Source organism: Exiguobacterium aurantiacum, assembly GCF_024362205.1.
Lineage (GTDB): Bacteria > Bacillota > Bacilli > Exiguobacteriales > Exiguobacteriaceae > Exiguobacterium > Exiguobacterium aurantiacum_B.
On the sequence record NZ_CP101462.1, the window covers coordinates 132,228 to 147,500 of the forward strand.

The 15,273-nt window shown below is 49.0% G+C and carries 27 protein-coding genes (1 of these 27 cut by a window edge); all 27 read left to right on the forward strand.

Annotated elements, in window-relative coordinates; genetic code table 11:
• Positions 1 to 16 precede the first annotated feature (16 nt).
• Entirely contained in the window at positions 17 to 277 is a 261-nt protein-coding gene (gene rpsQ, locus NMQ00_RS00690; protein WP_021066611.1) for a 30S ribosomal protein S17, read from the forward strand.
• A 43-nt stretch (positions 278 to 320) separates the two neighbouring features.
• Positions 321 to 689, forward strand: a complete 369-nt coding sequence (gene rplN, locus NMQ00_RS00695; protein WP_012727667.1) for a 50S ribosomal protein L14 — start codon at positions 321 to 323, stop codon at positions 687 to 689.
• Positions 690 to 726: 37 nt separating this feature from the next.
• On the forward strand, positions 727 to 1,035 hold the full coding sequence (gene rplX, locus NMQ00_RS00700; protein WP_021066612.1) for a 50S ribosomal protein L24: 309 nt from the start codon (positions 727 to 729) through the stop codon (positions 1,033 to 1,035).
• 32 nt (positions 1,036 to 1,067) lie between these two features.
• Complete coding sequence (rplE, locus tag NMQ00_RS00705) at positions 1,068 to 1,607, forward strand: 50S ribosomal protein L5 (RefSeq protein ID WP_016508927.1); 540 nt, start codon at positions 1,068 to 1,070, stop codon at positions 1,605 to 1,607.
• Positions 1,608 to 1,627: 20 nt separating this feature from the next.
• Positions 1,628 to 1,897, forward strand: a complete 270-nt coding sequence (rpsN, locus tag NMQ00_RS00710) for a 30S ribosomal protein S14 (RefSeq protein WP_021066613.1) — start codon at positions 1,628 to 1,630, stop codon at positions 1,895 to 1,897.
• Between the two features lie 31 nt (positions 1,898 to 1,928).
• Positions 1,929 to 2,327 (forward strand): 30S ribosomal protein S8, encoded by a 399-nt coding sequence (rpsH, locus tag NMQ00_RS00715; protein ID WP_021066614.1) that lies wholly within the window; start codon positions 1,929 to 1,931, stop codon positions 2,325 to 2,327.
• A gap of 33 nt (positions 2,328 to 2,360) precedes the next feature.
• On the forward strand, positions 2,361 to 2,900 hold the full coding sequence (gene rplF, locus NMQ00_RS00720; RefSeq protein ID WP_131437951.1) for a 50S ribosomal protein L6: 540 nt from the start codon (positions 2,361 to 2,363) through the stop codon (positions 2,898 to 2,900).
• Between the two features lie 34 nt (positions 2,901 to 2,934).
• Positions 2,935 to 3,297 (forward strand): 50S ribosomal protein L18, encoded by a 363-nt coding sequence (gene rplR, locus NMQ00_RS00725; RefSeq protein WP_012727661.1) that lies wholly within the window; start codon positions 2,935 to 2,937, stop codon positions 3,295 to 3,297.
• A gap of 20 nt (positions 3,298 to 3,317) precedes the next feature.
• Positions 3,318 to 3,818, forward strand: coding sequence for a 30S ribosomal protein S5 (rpsE, locus tag NMQ00_RS00730; RefSeq protein WP_021066616.1), 501 nt, complete (start codon positions 3,318 to 3,320; stop codon positions 3,816 to 3,818).
• Between the two features lie 15 nt (positions 3,819 to 3,833).
• Entirely contained in the window at positions 3,834 to 4,019 is a 186-nt protein-coding gene (rpmD, locus tag NMQ00_RS00735) for a 50S ribosomal protein L30 (RefSeq protein WP_021066617.1), read from the forward strand.
• Between the two features lie 31 nt (positions 4,020 to 4,050).
• Positions 4,051 to 4,491 carry a 50S ribosomal protein L15 gene (gene rplO / locus NMQ00_RS00740; RefSeq protein WP_021066618.1) on the forward strand — a complete coding sequence of 147 codons (441 nt, stop codon included), beginning with the start codon at positions 4,051 to 4,053 and terminating at the stop codon, positions 4,489 to 4,491.
• The gene (secY, locus tag NMQ00_RS00745) at positions 4,491 to 5,780 is read left to right on the forward strand and encodes a preprotein translocase subunit SecY (RefSeq protein WP_034781688.1); all 1,290 of its coding nucleotides are present in this window, start codon (positions 4,491 to 4,493) and stop codon (positions 5,778 to 5,780) included. Before rplO ends, secY begins: the two co-directional genes overlap by 1 nt.
• 77 nt (positions 5,781 to 5,857) lie before the next feature.
• Positions 5,858 to 6,508: an adenylate kinase gene (locus tag NMQ00_RS00750; protein ID WP_029594431.1), complete on the forward strand. Its 651-nt coding sequence runs from the start codon at positions 5,858 to 5,860 to the stop codon at positions 6,506 to 6,508.
• A complete protein-coding gene (gene map, locus NMQ00_RS00755; protein WP_255177510.1) occupies positions 6,505 to 7,263 on the forward strand; it encodes a type I methionyl aminopeptidase in 759 nt (252 codons plus the stop codon). Before NMQ00_RS00750 ends, map begins: the two co-directional genes overlap by 4 nt.
• A gap of 105 nt (positions 7,264 to 7,368) precedes the next feature.
• Positions 7,369 to 7,587: a translation initiation factor IF-1 gene (gene infA / locus NMQ00_RS00760; RefSeq protein WP_021066622.1), complete on the forward strand. Its 219-nt coding sequence runs from the start codon at positions 7,369 to 7,371 to the stop codon at positions 7,585 to 7,587.
• A gap of 30 nt (positions 7,588 to 7,617) precedes the next feature.
• The gene (gene rpmJ / locus NMQ00_RS00765; RefSeq protein WP_003156543.1) at positions 7,618 to 7,731 is read left to right on the forward strand and encodes a 50S ribosomal protein L36; all 114 of its coding nucleotides are present in this window, start codon (positions 7,618 to 7,620) and stop codon (positions 7,729 to 7,731) included.
• A 19-nt stretch (positions 7,732 to 7,750) separates the two neighbouring features.
• Entirely contained in the window at positions 7,751 to 8,116 is a 366-nt protein-coding gene (rpsM, locus tag NMQ00_RS00770; RefSeq protein ID WP_024372197.1) for a 30S ribosomal protein S13, read from the forward strand.
• A gap of 16 nt (positions 8,117 to 8,132) precedes the next feature.
• Positions 8,133 to 8,528 (forward strand): 30S ribosomal protein S11, encoded by a 396-nt coding sequence (rpsK, locus tag NMQ00_RS00775; protein WP_021066624.1) that lies wholly within the window; start codon positions 8,133 to 8,135, stop codon positions 8,526 to 8,528.
• A gap of 92 nt (positions 8,529 to 8,620) precedes the next feature.
• Positions 8,621 to 9,565, forward strand: a complete 945-nt coding sequence (locus tag NMQ00_RS00780) for a DNA-directed RNA polymerase subunit alpha (protein ID WP_021066625.1) — start codon at positions 8,621 to 8,623, stop codon at positions 9,563 to 9,565.
• Between the two features lie 24 nt (positions 9,566 to 9,589).
• Positions 9,590 to 9,943 carry a 50S ribosomal protein L17 gene (gene rplQ / locus NMQ00_RS00785; protein ID WP_012727650.1) on the forward strand — a complete coding sequence of 118 codons (354 nt, stop codon included), beginning with the start codon at positions 9,590 to 9,592 and terminating at the stop codon, positions 9,941 to 9,943.
• 69 nt (positions 9,944 to 10,012) lie between these two features.
• Entirely contained in the window at positions 10,013 to 10,849 is an 837-nt protein-coding gene (locus tag NMQ00_RS00790; protein ID WP_021066626.1) for an energy-coupling factor transporter ATPase, read from the forward strand.
• Complete coding sequence (locus NMQ00_RS00795) at positions 10,825 to 11,703, forward strand: energy-coupling factor transporter ATPase (protein ID WP_255177511.1); 879 nt, start codon at positions 10,825 to 10,827, stop codon at positions 11,701 to 11,703. The genes NMQ00_RS00790 and NMQ00_RS00795 overlap by 25 nt, the downstream gene beginning before the upstream one ends.
• Positions 11,700 to 12,491 (forward strand): energy-coupling factor transporter transmembrane component T family protein, encoded by a 792-nt coding sequence (locus NMQ00_RS00800; RefSeq protein WP_255177512.1) that lies wholly within the window; start codon positions 11,700 to 11,702, stop codon positions 12,489 to 12,491. The genes NMQ00_RS00795 and NMQ00_RS00800 overlap by 4 nt, the downstream gene beginning before the upstream one ends.
• Positions 12,488 to 13,228, forward strand: coding sequence for a tRNA pseudouridine(38-40) synthase TruA (truA, locus tag NMQ00_RS00805; RefSeq protein WP_255177513.1), 741 nt, complete (start codon positions 12,488 to 12,490; stop codon positions 13,226 to 13,228). Before NMQ00_RS00800 ends, truA begins: the two co-directional genes overlap by 4 nt.
• Positions 13,229 to 13,382: 154 nt before the next feature.
• A complete protein-coding gene (rplM, locus tag NMQ00_RS00810; protein ID WP_034781675.1) occupies positions 13,383 to 13,820 on the forward strand; it encodes a 50S ribosomal protein L13 in 438 nt (145 codons plus the stop codon).
• A 25-nt stretch (positions 13,821 to 13,845) separates the two neighbouring features.
• Complete coding sequence (gene rpsI, locus NMQ00_RS00815; RefSeq protein WP_021066631.1) at positions 13,846 to 14,238, forward strand: 30S ribosomal protein S9; 393 nt, start codon at positions 13,846 to 13,848, stop codon at positions 14,236 to 14,238.
• A gap of 142 nt (positions 14,239 to 14,380) precedes the next feature.
• Positions 14,381 to 15,273: the 5' portion of an Mrp/NBP35 family ATP-binding protein gene (locus NMQ00_RS00820; protein ID WP_021066632.1), read on the forward strand. The gene runs 139 nt beyond the window's last position; the window shows 893 of its 1,032 coding nt (coding positions 1-893); the start codon lies at positions 14,381 to 14,383; its stop codon lies off the right edge, out of view.

Consider the following 15,273-nt stretch of genomic DNA (forward strand, 5'->3'; position numbering starts at 1 on the left):
AGAGGAGGTAACACTCATGGAACGCAATAAGCGTAAAGTACTCACTGGACGCGTCGTGTCTGACAAAATGGACAAAACGATCGTCGTTGCAGTTGAAACAAAAGTACGTCATAAGCTTTATGGCAAACGTGTAAACTACACGAAGAAATTTAAAGCGCACGATGAGAACAATGTCGCTAAAATCGGCGATGTAGTACGCATCGCGGAAACACGTCCGCTTTCTAAAGACAAACGTTTCCGTCTCGTAACAGTAGTAGAAGAATCAGTAATCATCTAATAACAGTTCGGATCTATAAACATCCGGAGGGAGGTACACTCGCATGATTCAACAAGAATCTCGCTTGAAAGTAGCAGACAACTCTGGCGCGCGTGAACTGTTGACAATTAAAGTCCTCGGTGGTTCAGGTCGTAAGACTGCAAACATCGGTGACATCATCGTCGCGACGGTAAAACAAGCAACACCAGGTGGCGTTGTTAAAAAAGGTGACGTTGTCAGAGCAGTTGTCGTTCGTACAAAACGCGGCGCTCGTCGTAAAGATGGTTCGTACATCCGTTTCGATGAGAACGCAGCAGTCATCATCAAAGATGACAAGAGCCCACGCGGCACTCGGATCTTCGGGCCAGTTGCACGTGAACTTCGTGAAAAAGAATTCATGAAGATCGTTTCGTTGGCACCGGAAGTACTTTAATTTCCAATTTCAATCCTATAAGGAGGTGCGCAAAACGATGCATGTTAAAAAAGGCGATACAGTCCAGGTAATGTCTGGTAAAGATAAAGGCAAGCAAGGGGTTATCCTCAAAGCTATGCCAAGCAAGAACCGCGTAGTCGTAGAAGGTATCAACGTGATTAAAAAACACTCGAAACCATCACAAGCGAATCCACAAGGCGGTATCCTTGAAATCGAAGCACCAATTCACGTCTCGAACGTCATGCCACTCGACCCTAAAACGGGCAAACCAACTCGCGTTGGTTTCAAAGTAGTCGATGGTAAAAAAGTTCGTGTCGCGAAATCGGGCGAAGTACTCGATAAATAAGAAGAACGTGACGAAAGGAGGTCCATTCGACTATGAACCGTTTGCAAGAGAAGTATAAAAGCGACATCGTGAAAGCGATGATGGATAAATTCAACTATGACTCAGTTATGCAAGTCCCACAGGTCGACAAGATCGTCATCAACATGGGTGTAGGTGACGCTGTTTCGAACTCGAAGGCGCTTGACATGGCAGTGGAAGAATTATCGATTCTTTCTGGTCAAAAACCACTCGTAACGAAGGCTAAGAAATCAATCGCTGGTTTCAAACTTCGTGAAGGCATGCCAATCGGTGCGAAGGTTACACTTCGTGGCGAGCGTATGTACGATTTCCTCGACAAATTGGTAACTGTTTCACTTCCACGTGTACGTGACTTCCGCGGTGTATCGAAGAAAGCATTCGACGGACGCGGTAACTACACGCTTGGTGTGAAAGAGCAACTTATTTTCCCTGAGATCGATTACGATAAAGTAACAAAAGTACGCGGTATGGATATCGTTGTTGTTACAACAGCGAACACAGACGAAGAAGCTCGTGAATTGCTCACACTTCTCGGAATGCCATTCCAAAAATAATCTAAAGGGAGGTCGACAACATGGCTAAAAAGTCAATGGTGAATCGCGAACAAAAACGCGAGAAACTCGTTGCCCAGTACGCTGAGAAACGTGCACAATTGAAAGCTGAAGGCGACTACATCGGACTCAGCAAATTGCCACGTAACTCTTCACCTGTGCGTCTTCATAACCGTTGCCGCATCACAGGTCGTCCACATGGTTACATGGGTAAATTCGGGATCAGCCGTATCAAGTTCCGTGATCTTGCATACAAAGGTCAAATCCCTGGTGTTAAAAAAGCAAGTTGGTAATCCACTAACAGTGTGAAAGGAGGTACATCGCATGGTAATGACAGACCCAATTGCAGATATGCTTACACGTATCCGTAACGCTAACATGGTTCGCCATGAAAAATTAGAGCTTCCAGCTTCTAATATCAAACGTGAGGTTGCAGAGATCCTCAAGCGTGAAGGTTTCATTCGCGATGTTGAATATATCGAGGACGCTAAGCAAGGTACACTTCGTTTGTTCCTTAAATACGGAGCAAGCAACGAACGTGTTATCACTGGTCTCAAACGCATTTCGAAACCAGGTCTTCGTGTATACGCAAAAGCAGATGAAGTACCAAAAGTACTCGGAGGACTCGGTATCGCAGTTCTTTCGACATCAAAAGGTCTTATGACTGATAAAGAAGCTCGCCAACAACAAGTCGGCGGCGAAGTGCTCGCCTACATCTGGTAAGTCACTTTTCTAACAAGAACGGAGGTGTAATCAATGTCACGTATTGGTAAAAAACCAGTTACGATTCCAGCTGGCGTTACTGTCACGGTTGCAGAAGACAACACGGTCACAGTAAAAGGTGCTAAAGGTGAACTTTCGCTTTCAGCTAACCCAGCCTTGGAAGTCAAAATTGAAGAAAACGAATTGACTGTCGTTCGTCCGGATGACTCGAAAGAGAACCGTACGATCCACGGTACGACACGTGCCCTTATCGCCAACATGGTAGAAGGTGTGTCTAACGGATTCCAGAAAACACTTGAGATCTCAGGGGTTGGTTACCGTGCTGCTAAGCAAGGAAACAAACTCGTCCTCAGCCTCGGTTACTCGCACCCAATCGAGTACGTTGCTGAAGAAGGTATCGAGATCGAAGTTCCTTCAAACACGCAAATCATCGTTAAAGGGATTAACAAAGAGCGCGTCGGTCACGTTGCAGCTCAAATCCGCTCGTACCGTGCTCCAGAACCTTACAAAGGTAAAGGTGTTCGTTACTCTGATGAACGTATTCGCCGTAAAGAAGGTAAGACTGGTAAGTAATTCGTCACGAAATGAACGGAAAGGAGTGGCATAAATGATCACAAAAGCAGACAAAAATGCAGTTCGTAAGAAACGTCATGCTCGTGTACGTCGTACGATCACGGGGACAGCAGCTCGTCCACGTTTGAACGTATTCCGCTCGAGCAAGCACATCTACGTTCAACTCATCGATGATGCAGCACAAACAACGCTTGTGTCAGCATCTTCGAAAGATAAAGCTCTCGATCTTACAAACGGCGGCAACGTTGAAGCAGCGAAAGCTGTTGGTAAACTTGCAGCTGAACGTGCACTCGAGAAAGGTATCGACACTGTTGTGTTCGACCGTGGTGGATACCTCTATCATGGCCGCGTCAAAGCTGTTGCTGAAGCAGCTCGTGAAGCAGGTCTTAAATTCTAACAAAAAGGAGGGGACACTCGATGCGCCAGTTAGACGTTAACATGGAACAACTTGAAGAACGCGTTGTTACCGTAAACCGCGTCGCGAAAGTCGTGAAAGGTGGCCGTCGCTTCCGTTTCGCCGCTCTCGTCGTCGTAGGTGACAAAAATGGTCACGTCGGTTTCGGTACAGGTAAGGCACAAGAGGTGCCAGAAGCGATCCGCAAGGCTATTGAAGCCGCTAAGAAAAACATGGTTCAAGTACCGATGGTCGGTACAACAATTCCACACGAAATCACAGGAGTATTCGGAGCAGGTCGTGTATTCATGAAACCAGCTTCTGAAGGTACTGGGGTTATCGCAGGTGGTCCAGTTCGTGCAGTGCTCGAACTCGCAGGTGTAGGTGACATCCTTTCGAAATCGCTTGGATCTAACACACCAATCAACATCGTCCGTGCGACGGTTAAAGGCTTGACAGAGCTTAAAAAAGCAGAGGAAGTTGCTAAACTACGCGGTAAAAGCGTAGAAGAACTTCTTAAATAAGGGAGGGAATTAGACATGGCGAAACTCGCAATCACCCTCACACGCAGCACTATTGGTCGTCCGGAAGATCAGCGTGTAACAGTACGTACACTTGGTCTTCGTAAAATGCATCAGACTGTCGTTGTCCCTGACAACGTAGCGATGCGCGGTATGATCAAAAAAGTGTCGCACCTTGTGACTGTAAACGAAATCAACGAATAATAAAGATCTTACTAAATAAGGAGGTGCCACTATGAAACTCCATGAATTGAAGCCAACTCCAGGTTCGCGTCACGAACGCAACCGTGTCGGTCGCGGTATGGCGACTGGTAACGGTAAAACTTCTGGCCGTGGACATAAAGGTCAAAAAGCTCGTTCGGGCGGTGGCGTTCGTCCAGGATTCGAAGGTGGGCAAAACCCACTTTACCGTCGTCTTCCAAAACGCGGTTTCAACAACCCTACTCGTAAAGAGTATGCAGTTGTTTCCCTAGACACGCTTAACCGTTTCGAGGCAGGTACTGAAGTTACTCCAGAACTCTTAATTGAGACTGGTGTTGTCAGCTCTGCTAAAGACGGAATCAAAGTACTTGCTAACGGCAAGCTTGAAACAAAATTGACTGTAAAAGCCAACAAATTCTCGGGTGCAGCGAAAGAAGCGATCGAAGCAGCTGGCGGTTCAGTTGAGGTGATCTGATGTTTCAGACGATCTCCAATATGTGGCGCGTGAAAGATATTCGACAGCGTATTCTCTTCACACTCGCAATCATCATCATTTTCCGCATCGGGGCCCATATCCCGGTGCCGATGGTGAATACGGATGTGTTGCGTTTTGACTCAGGTGGTCTTTTAGACTTCTTGAACTTGTTTGGAGGAAATGCTTTACAGAACTTCTCCCTGTTCGCAATGGGGATCATGCCGTACATCACGGCATCGATCGTTGTGCAGCTCTTACAAATGGACGTCGTTCCGAAGTTTGCCGAATGGGCAAAACAAGGCGAGTCCGGGCGTAAAAAGTTAGCGACGGTCACGCGCTATGGGACGATCATGTTAGGGTTTATCCAAGCGACGTCATTGTCGTTCGGATTTAACCGCCTCTATCCAGGTCTCGTCAACGAGACGTGGGGCACGGCAACCTATTTCGTGATTGCGATCGTGCTGACTGCAGGTACGGCGTTCTTGATGTTCCTTGGTGAGATGACGACGGAGAAAGGTGTTGGGAATGGTATTTCCATCATTATCTTCGCCGGTATCGTCGCTGGGTTCCCAAGAATCTTTACGCAGATTTATGAAACGAAGCTCCAAAATGCTGGAGATGCGTTATTCATTAACATCGTTTACTTGGTTGTGTTATTGCTCGTCATTCTTGCGGTGACCATGGGGATCATTTATGTTCAACAGGCCGCTCGTAAAATTCCGATCCAATACGCAAAACGCACGGCGAACCGTACCCCTGTGGGCGGACAGTCGACGCACTTGCCAATCAAACTAAACGCTGCCGGTGTCATCCCGGTCATCTTTGCGATTTCCTTCATGGTGACACCACCAACTGTTGCAAGCTTCATTGCTTCTCCGGAAACGACGCAGAAGTTGCAGACTTACTTCGATACGACATCTCCAATCGGAATGTCCATCTACGTAGCGCTCATCATCGCGTTCGCTTACTTCTATACATTCATTCAGGTCAACCCTGAACAGATGGCAGAAAACCTGCAGAAGCAAGGTGGCTATATTCCTGGGATTCGTCCTGGGGCGCAAACAGAACAGTACATCACGAAGTTGCTCTATCGTTTGACATTCTTCGGAGCGATTTTCCTATCGCTCGTTGCGATCATGCCGACAATCTTCATTAAGCTTGCCGGTCTCCCAACTTCGGTGCAAATCGGAGGAACGAGCTTGTTGATCGTCATCGGGGTAGCCCTCGAAACGATGAAACAAATCGAAAGTCAACTCGTAAAACGACACTACAAAGGCTTTATCCGTTAAAGCGGAAGGAAGGGTACACCCTTCCTTCCTGTCGTGTTACGACGTGTTGTGAAAATCAAAACTGGAGGCTAACTGAGATGAATCTAGTACTCATGGGCTTACCGGGTGCAGGGAAAGGGACTCAAGCGGCTAAAATCGTCGAAGAGTACCAAATCCCACACATTTCGACAGGCGACATGTTTCGTGCGGCAATCAAAGGCGGAACGCCACTCGGCAAAGAAGCAAAATCGTTCATGGATAAAGGCGAACTCGTACCGGATGAGGTAACAATCGGAATCGTACGTGAGCGTTTGAGTCAAGATGATACGAAAAACGGTTTCTTGCTCGATGGATTCCCGCGTACTGTTGCTCAAGCAGAGGCACTCGAAAGTTTGCTTAAAGATTTGGGAAAACAGATTGACCATGTCGTGAATATCGATGTGGATGCGGAAATTCTCGTCCCGCGTTTGACAGGTCGTTGGATCTGCCCGACGTGTGGTGCGACATATCACGTGATCTTCAACCCACCTAAAGTGGAAGGCATCTGTGATGTGGATGGGTCGGCTCTCATGCAACGTGAAGACGATAAAGAGGAAACGGTTCGCCGTCGCCTTGACGTCAACATTGAGCAATCGAAACCACTCATTGACTTTTACGCTGAAAAAGGGTATCTTCGTACATTGGATGGAGATCGTCCAATCGATGTCGTATACGCCGATGTCAAAGCGTTACTCGGTGGTACTGAATGATCATCACGAAGACGCCTCGTGAAATAGCGATTATGCGTGAGGCTGGGCAAATTGTTGCTCGAACACACCAGGTGCTCAAAGAGCACATCAAACCAGGTATTACGACGCTTGAGCTCGACCGGATCGCGGAAGAATACATTCGCAGCCAAGGTGCGACACCGTCGTTCAAAGGCTACAACGGGTTTACCGGTAGCGTTTGTGCTTCAGTGAACGAAGAGCTTGTTCATGGGATTCCCGGGGAACGGGTATTGAACGATGGAGATATCATCTCAATCGACATCGGTGCCTACTATAACGGATACCATGGAGATTCCGCTTGGACGTATCCAGTGGGAACAATCACGGAAGAGACACAGCAGTTACTTGACGTGACTGAAGAAAGTCTGTATAAAGGATTGGAGCACGCTAAGGCTGGACAGCGTTTAACAGATATTTCGCATGCGATTCAAGCGTATGTGGAATCTCATGATTTCTCTGTTGTCCGCGAATACGTCGGTCATGGTGTCGGACAAAATTTGCATGAAGAACCGCAAATTCCGCACTATGGTCCACCGGGTAAAGGGCCGCGCCTGAAGACTGGAATGACGTTAGCCATTGAACCAATGGTGAACGCTGGTCAACGCTATGTTCGGACACTGGCTGACAACTGGACAGTTGTGACAGTGGACGGTAGCATGTGCGCCCACTTTGAGCACACCATCGCCATCACAGACGATGGATACGAGATTTTAACGAAACTCGATTCCGGTGAATGAGGCTCTATTGCTTCGTGCTGATCCGTTACGGATCCTTCTCTCACAGTACAATGCGATAGATCGTCTGTGCTCCTAAATATCTTCATATAGAAAGGGGAATAAATGATGGCGAAACAAGATGTCATTGAAGTGGAAGGCACTGTTGTCGAACCACTTCCAAACGCAATGTTTAAAGTGGAGTTAGAAAACGGCCACACGGTGCTCGCGCACGTCTCAGGGAAAATTCGGATGCACTACATTCGAATCCTTCCAGGTGACCGCGTAACTGTCGAGTTGTCTCCGTACGACTTGACTCGCGGGCGGATTACGTACCGTTACAAGTAACTCCGATTTTTCCAGGAGGAGGGTATAATCATGAAAGTAAGACCGTCGGTAAAACCGATCTGCGAAAAATGTAAAGTTATTCGTCGTAAGGGTAAAGTAATGGTAATTTGCGAAAACCCGAAACACAAACAAAAACAAGGTTAATCTAAGAGGAGGTGCACACATGGCACGTATTGCTGGTGTAGATATTCCACGCGAAAAACGTATCGTTATTTCGCTCACATACATCTTTGGTATTGGTAAAACAAGAGCACAAGAAATTTTGAAGGCTGCAAACGTATCTGAAGATTCACGCACACGTGATCTTACAGAAGACGAAATCAACCGTATCCGTGAAGCAATTGACGGAATTAAAGTTGAAGGTGACCTTCGCCGTGAAGTTTCACTCAACATTAAACGTTTGATCGAGATCGGCGCATATCGCGGTGTTCGTCACCGTCGTAGTCTCCCTGTTCGCGGACAAAACACGAAGAACAACTCGCGTACTCGTAAAGGCCCACGCCGTACAGTAGCGAACAAGAAGAAGTAAAGGAGGGAATTGAACAATGGCGAAACGTAAGCAAAATGTACGTTCAAAACGTAAAGTCAAAAAACATGTTGAAGTCGGTGTGGTACACATCCGTTCTACATTCAACAACACAATCATCACAATCACTGACACGCAAGGTAACGCGATCTCATGGGCTACTTCTGGTAACCTTGGATTTAAAGGATCACGTAAATCGACTCCGTTCGCAGCACAATTGGCTGCTGAAACTGCAGCGAAAGTTGCAATGGACAACGGTATGCGTACAGTAGAAGTTAACGTTAAAGGTCCTGGTGCTGGACGTGAAGCGGCTATCCGTGCCCTCCAAGCTACTGGTCTTGAAGTAACTGCAATCCGTGACGTAACACCAGTTCCGCACAACGGTTGCCGCCCTCCAAAACGTCGCCGCGTATAATCGCTTGTGCGTGTGAAGGGCTTACCTAGCACAAACAGCATATACAATGCAGCTCACGCTGCATGGCAGGATACACTCAAGGAGGGGTTCAGATGATCGAGATTGAAAAACCAAAGATCGAAACGGTCGAAATCAGCGAGGATGCTACGTTTGGTAAATTCGTGGTGGAACCGCTTGAACGTGGATATGGCACTACTCTCGGCAACTCACTACGTCGAATTCTTTTGTCATCGCTCCCTGGTGCAGCGGTAACAGCAGTTCAAATCGATGGCGTACTTCATGAGTTCTCTACGATTGACGGAGTCGTCGAAGACGTCACGCAAATCGTACTTAACCTCAAGAAGTTAGCACTCAAAGTGTACTCGGACGAAGAGAAAACGCTTGAGATTAACGTTTCAAGTGCCGGTGCTGTCACTGCGGCAGACATTACCCATGATAGCGACGTTGAAATCTTGAATCCTGAGCTCCACATCGCGACTCTCGCTGACAACGCGACGCTTCGCATGCGTTTGACTGCTCGCCGTGGTCGTGGTTACGTCCAGGCAGAAGATAACAAACGTGATGATATGCCGATTGGCGTTATTCCAATCGATTCGATCTACACACCGATTCAACGCGTGAACTACGAAGTAGACAAAACACGTGTCGGTCAAGATGCTAGCTTCGATAAGCTTCTATTAGACGTGTGGACAGATGGTTCAATCCGTCCGGAAGAAGCGGTATCGCTCGGGGCGAAAATTTTGACAGAACACTTGAACATCTTTGTTGGTTTGACTGACGAGGCTCTCAATGCAGAAATTATGGTCGAGAAAGAAGAAGACCAAAAAGAAAAAGTACTCGAAATGACGATTGAAGAACTCGATCTCTCAGTTCGTTCGTACAACTGCTTGAAGCGCGCTGGCATCAACACTGTTCAAGAACTCGCAAACAAATCAGAGGAAGAGATGATGAAAGTCCGTAACCTCGGACGTAAATCACTCGAAGAAGTTCAACTCAAGTTGGACGAGCTCGGTTTGGGCTTGCGTAAAGAAGACTAAGTTCAACCGAAGGAGGGAAATGTAATGGCTTATTCGAAACTTGGCCGTACAAGCTCACAACGTAAGGCACTTTTACGTGATCTTGCAACTGACCTTATTATCAACGAGCGCATTCAAACAACTGAACAAAAAGCGAAGGAACTTCGCCCAGTCGTTGAAAAATTGATCACTCTTGGGAAACGTGGCGATCTTCATGCCCGTCGTCAAGTAGCTTCATTCGTTCGTAAAGAGAACGCTGGAGAAAAAGACGCAATCCAAAAATTGTTCGAAGACGTGGCACCACGCTACGCTGAACGTCAAGGTGGATACACACGCATCATGAAAGTCGGCCCACGCCGCGGTGACGGTGCGGAAGTCGTAATCATCGAACTCGTCTAATTCATTAGGCAGTCAACAGGGCATGCGGTGACGTATTGCCCTGTTTCCACATCGGAAAGGAGTCGACAGATGGAATCTCAAATTATGGTACGCGATATCGTGTTTCGTTACCCGGGACAAACCGAGCCAGCCTTAAACGGGTTGTCACTCGACGTATACAAAGGGGAATGGCTCGCCATCGTTGGCCATAACGGTTCTGGGAAGTCGACTTTGACGAAGTTGTGGAATGGGCTTTTGCTTCCTCAGGAAGGAGAAGTCCGGGTAGAGACACTCGATCCAACGGACGCCACAGACGTGTGGGACGTTCGGAAACGAATCGGTGTCGTCTTCCAAAATCCCGACAACCAGTTTGTCGGGGCGACCGTGCGCGATGATGTGGCATTTTCTCTCGAAAACATGGGACTTCCACGTCAAGAAATGGTTCGTCGAATTGATGACAGTCTAGCGCGCGTTGGATTATCGGAACTAGCGGACCGTGAACCGCATCAGTTATCCGGTGGACAAAAGCAGCGCGTTGCGATTGCTTCGGCTCTCGCAATGCGCCCGCATGTCCTCGTGCTCGATGAAGCTACCTCGATGCTCGACCCGATTGGGCGCAAAGAGGTGATTGAAACGGTACAACAGCTCGTCTCAGAAGGGATGACCGTTGTCGCCATTACCCACGAGCTCGACGAAGTGTTGTTTGCCGACCGTATCATTGCGTTGTCGAAAGGCAAGATTGCGATGACCGGCACACCCGAAGACGTGTTTCAAAACCCGGAGGCGTTACGAGCTATCCAGCTCGATGTGCCGTTTATTGTCCGGATGCAACTCGAACTGAAGGAACGGGGCATACCACTCGATCGTCTGATGCTACAACATTCGGAGTTGGTGAACCATCTATGCCGATTAGCATTGAAGAAGTGACTTACCAATATCAATTGAATACTCCGTTTGAACGAACCGCGCTGCGCGATGTGAATGTAACGATTCCGTCGGGGGCGCTTGTTGCGTTTCTTGGCCATACTGGATCAGGCAAATCAACGCTCGTTCAACATATGAACGGCCTGCTACGGCCGACAAAAGGGCGTGTCGTCGTCGATGACATCGAAGTCCGCGCGATCACGAAGCGTCGCGACAAAAAGCAAAGCCTCTTACCGCTTCGGCGCCGCGTTGGGCTCGTCTTTCAATATCCGGAACATCAACTATTTGAAGAGACGGTCGAACGCGACGTCATGTTCGGTCCACGAAATTTCGGGGCGTCTGAAGACGAAGCAAAAGAACGGGCTCATACGGCGTTGCGTCTCGTCGGCCTGGATGAAACGTTATGGGGCCGTTCCCCGTTCGATCTCTCCGGCGGACAGATGCGCCGTGTCGCCATCGCCGGCGTGCTCGCGAGCCGTCCCGATGTTCTCGTCGTGGATGAGCCGACGGCTGGACTTGACCCGCTTGGCCGTCGCGAGATGCTCGCGCTCTTCAAACGATTAAAACAAGAACTCGATTTGACGCTCATTCTCGTCTCGCACGATATGGACGACGTGTTGGCGTACGCAGAACGTGTCGTCGTCATGGAACGGGGCAAGGTCGCCTTTGACGGGGATCCGTTCGACCTGTTCAAAGACGAGGCGCTCGTCGAGGCGCTCCAGCTCGAGATTCCGCACGTGCTCCGTTTCGCGGGTGAGCTCGCTCCTGTGTTCGGTGTCGCGACACCGACTTTACGGACCGAAGACGAGCTAGCGGACTGGATTGCGTTCGAATTGAGAAAGGGGAGAGCGACATGATCATCGGTCAGTACATCCCGGGTCATTCCTGGCTCCACACACTCGATGCGCGAGCCAAGACGTTGTTCATCCTCGGGTTCATTCCGATCGTCTTTTTAGCGGATAACTTATGGACGAACGTGTTCTTGCTCGGTTTTACCTTGTTCGCCGTGAGACTGTCGCAACTGTCCTGGCGGTATTTGTGGAATGGCTTGAAGATGATTTTATTCCTAATCATTTTTACGCTGTTGCTGCAACTGTTCTTTAATCGAGATGGGACGGAGTTGATTTCATTCGGACCGTTCGCGATTTATTCGGAAGGGGTCCGCATGGGCTTGATCGTCTCGCTCCGTTTCTTCTATCTCGTCATGCTGACGACACTCGTCACGCTGACGACGACGCCGATGGAACTGACCGATTCGATTGAGGCGGGGCTCCGTCCGTTAGAGCGGTTCCGGGTACCGGCCCATGAGATCGCCCTCATGCTGTCGATCTCGCTACGATTCTTGCCGACATTGGCCGATGAGACGGATCGCATCATGAAAGCTCAGCAGGCGCGAGGCGTCGACTTGAAGAGTGGGCCGCTCAAGGATCGCTTGAAGGCAGTCGTCCCGCTCATGATTCCATTGTTCGTGTCGGCGTTTAAGCGTGCTGAGGACCTCGCTACGGCAATGGAGGCTCGCGGGTACCGTGGGGGTGAAGGACGGACGCGCTTGCGTGAGATGACGTGGCATCGTCGTGACACGGCGTTACTCCTCATCTTTGTCGTTGTGACACTCATCTTGATTGGATTGCGAGGGATAGGATGAAGCGAATTAAATTGACGATTGCGTATGATGGAACGAACTATGCCGGCTACCAGGTACAACCGAACGGGAATACGGTTCAAGCTGAAGTAGAGGCCGTCTTGGCGCGCATGCATAGCCAGATGGTCAAGGTAGTGGCTTCGGGCCGTACGGACGCCCGTGTGCATGCTCGGGGACAAGTACTACACTTTGATACGCACCTCGCGATGCCCGCCGATCGGTTCGTCAAAGCGTTGAACGCGATGTTGCCCGATGATATTCTCGTCCGGACTGCCGAAGAGGTCGATCTATCGTTTCATGCACGCTACGGGGCGAAGCGAAAAGAATATCGTTATTTCTTCCGAAGTGACGCCGACCCGTTCCGGCGTCACCATGCCGTGACGGTCACGTACCCGCTCGATTATGAGCGGATGAGGCAAGCGCTTCGCATGCTTGTCGGCACCCACGACTTCACTTCCTTCTCGGTGACGAAGGCGGAAGTCGAGGACCGTGTTCGGACAATCTATGAAGCGGAACTCGTCGAGGCGGGCGATGAGATGTACATCCGTTTCGTCGGCTCGGGGTTTCTCTATAACCAAGTCCGGATCATGGTAGGGACGTTAATCGAAGTCGGGCGAGGGAAATATGAGCCGTCGGACGTGAGCCGGATGCTCGCCTCAAAAGACCGGCGCAGCGCTGGGATTACAGCCCCACCGCAAGGTCTTTATTTGTGGAATGTGAATTATGAAAAAGTAGATTGACATTCCCCCTATAAAATCGTATTATATTCATTGGCATTTCATTTTCACATTGAGAGATGAACCACAATCTTAGCCCCGTAAACTAGGATTATGATAAAGCATCAAACAAGCACTAAAAAAATTAAGCAAACAGACATTTTAGGAGGTATTCCACATGCGCACGACATTCATGGCAAAAGCATCTGAAGTAGAACGCAAATGGCTCCTTATCGACGCAGAAGGCAAAACACTTGGTCGTTTGACTAGTGAAGTAGCATCACTTCTTCGCGGTAAGCACAAGCCGACTTTCACACCAAACGTTGATTGCGGAGACCACGTCATCATCATCAACGCTGAGAAAATCCACTTGACTGGTAACAAAATGAACGACAAGATTTACTACCGTCATTCAGGTCATCCAGGCGGTTTGAAATCACAAACTGCAAAAGAGCTTCTCGCAAAACGTCCAGAGCGTATGCTTGAACTCGCAATCAAAGGGATGCTTCCAAAAGGATCACTTGGTCGTCAATCATTCACTAAACTCCACGTTTACGCTGGAGCTGAGCACAACCACGCAGCACAAAAACCAGAAGTTTACGAACTTCGCGGTTAATCGGGACACAGGGAGGAACTAAACGATGGCAGATGTACGTTACTACGGAACAGGCCGCCGCAAACACTCGGTGGCTCGCGTTCACCTCGTTGCAGGTGACGGCAAAGTTGTTGTAAATGGCCGTGATATTTCAGAATACTTCGGACATGAGACTTTGATCATGATGGCAAAATCACCACTCGTATTGACTGAAACAGAAGGTAAATACGATGTAATCGTTAACGTTAATGGTGGTGGATTCACTGGACAAGCTGGAGCAATTCGCCACGGCGTATCGCGTGCGCTTCTTCAAGCGGACCCAGAATTCCGTCCAAGCCTCAAAGAAAAAGGCTTCTTGACTCGTGACGCTCGCATGAAAGAACGTAAAAAATACGGTCTTAAAGCTGCACGTCGCGCACCACAATTCTCGAAGCGTTAATCTTCGAACAATTTGGTTCAAACTCTCTGCCCATTGGGGCGGAGAGTTTTTTTGTTGCTCATGAAATTGTTGATTTCCATTCCCTCAAGAAAACGCTTTTTTTGATATACTGTTAGCGAGACAGAAATTAGGGGGAAACCACATGCTTACAGTAGAACAAGTTCGTGAAGAATTGGCGGGGTTGATCGATCCAACAATCAACCGTACGCTTGGAGATACAGCTGGCGTGAAGGATATTCGCATTAAAGAAGATTATGTCAGTGTAAAAGTGGCACTTGGTCAAACCGGGAGCGGCGAGCAACTCCAGCTTCAACAAGAAATCGTCACGTTGTTGAAAGGAAAAGGCTTCAAGACGGTCGGCCTCCGTTTCGAGGCTCTCAATGACGAGAGTTTAAAAGAAGCGACGAAGCCAGCCATTCTCCGTGAGAATGCCGGCACGACGTTCATCGCGATCGCGTCAGGGAAAGGTGGCGTCGGGAAATCGACGGTGTCGGTCAACTTGGCAGTCGCGCTAGCACGGGCTGGGAAGAAAGTCGGATTGATTGATGCGGACATTTACGGCTTCAGTGTACCGGACATGCTCGGGATTGAAGAGCGGCCTGTCGTACGCGGCGAAAAAATCATTCCGGTCGAGCGGTTCGGTGTGAAAGTCATCTCGATGGGCTTCTTTGTAGAGGATAACGCACCAGTCATCTGGCGTGGACCAATGCTCGGGAAGATGCTCAATAACTTCTTCAACGACGTCGAGTGGGGCGACCTAGACTACTTGCTCCTCGACTTGCCGCCAGGGACGGGTGATGTCGCTCTCGATATCCATTCGATGCTTCCGGCATGTCAAGAGTTGATCGTCACGACACCGCACGCGACGGCTGCCTTCGTCGCGGCACGAGCTGGAGCGATGGCTATCAAGACGAACCACAAAGTGCTCGGAATCATCGAGAACATGGCATACTTCGAAAGTAAAGTGACTGGGGAGAAAGAGTACGTCTTCGGCTATGGCGGTGGCGAAAAGTTGTCCGAGGCGTTGAAGAGCAA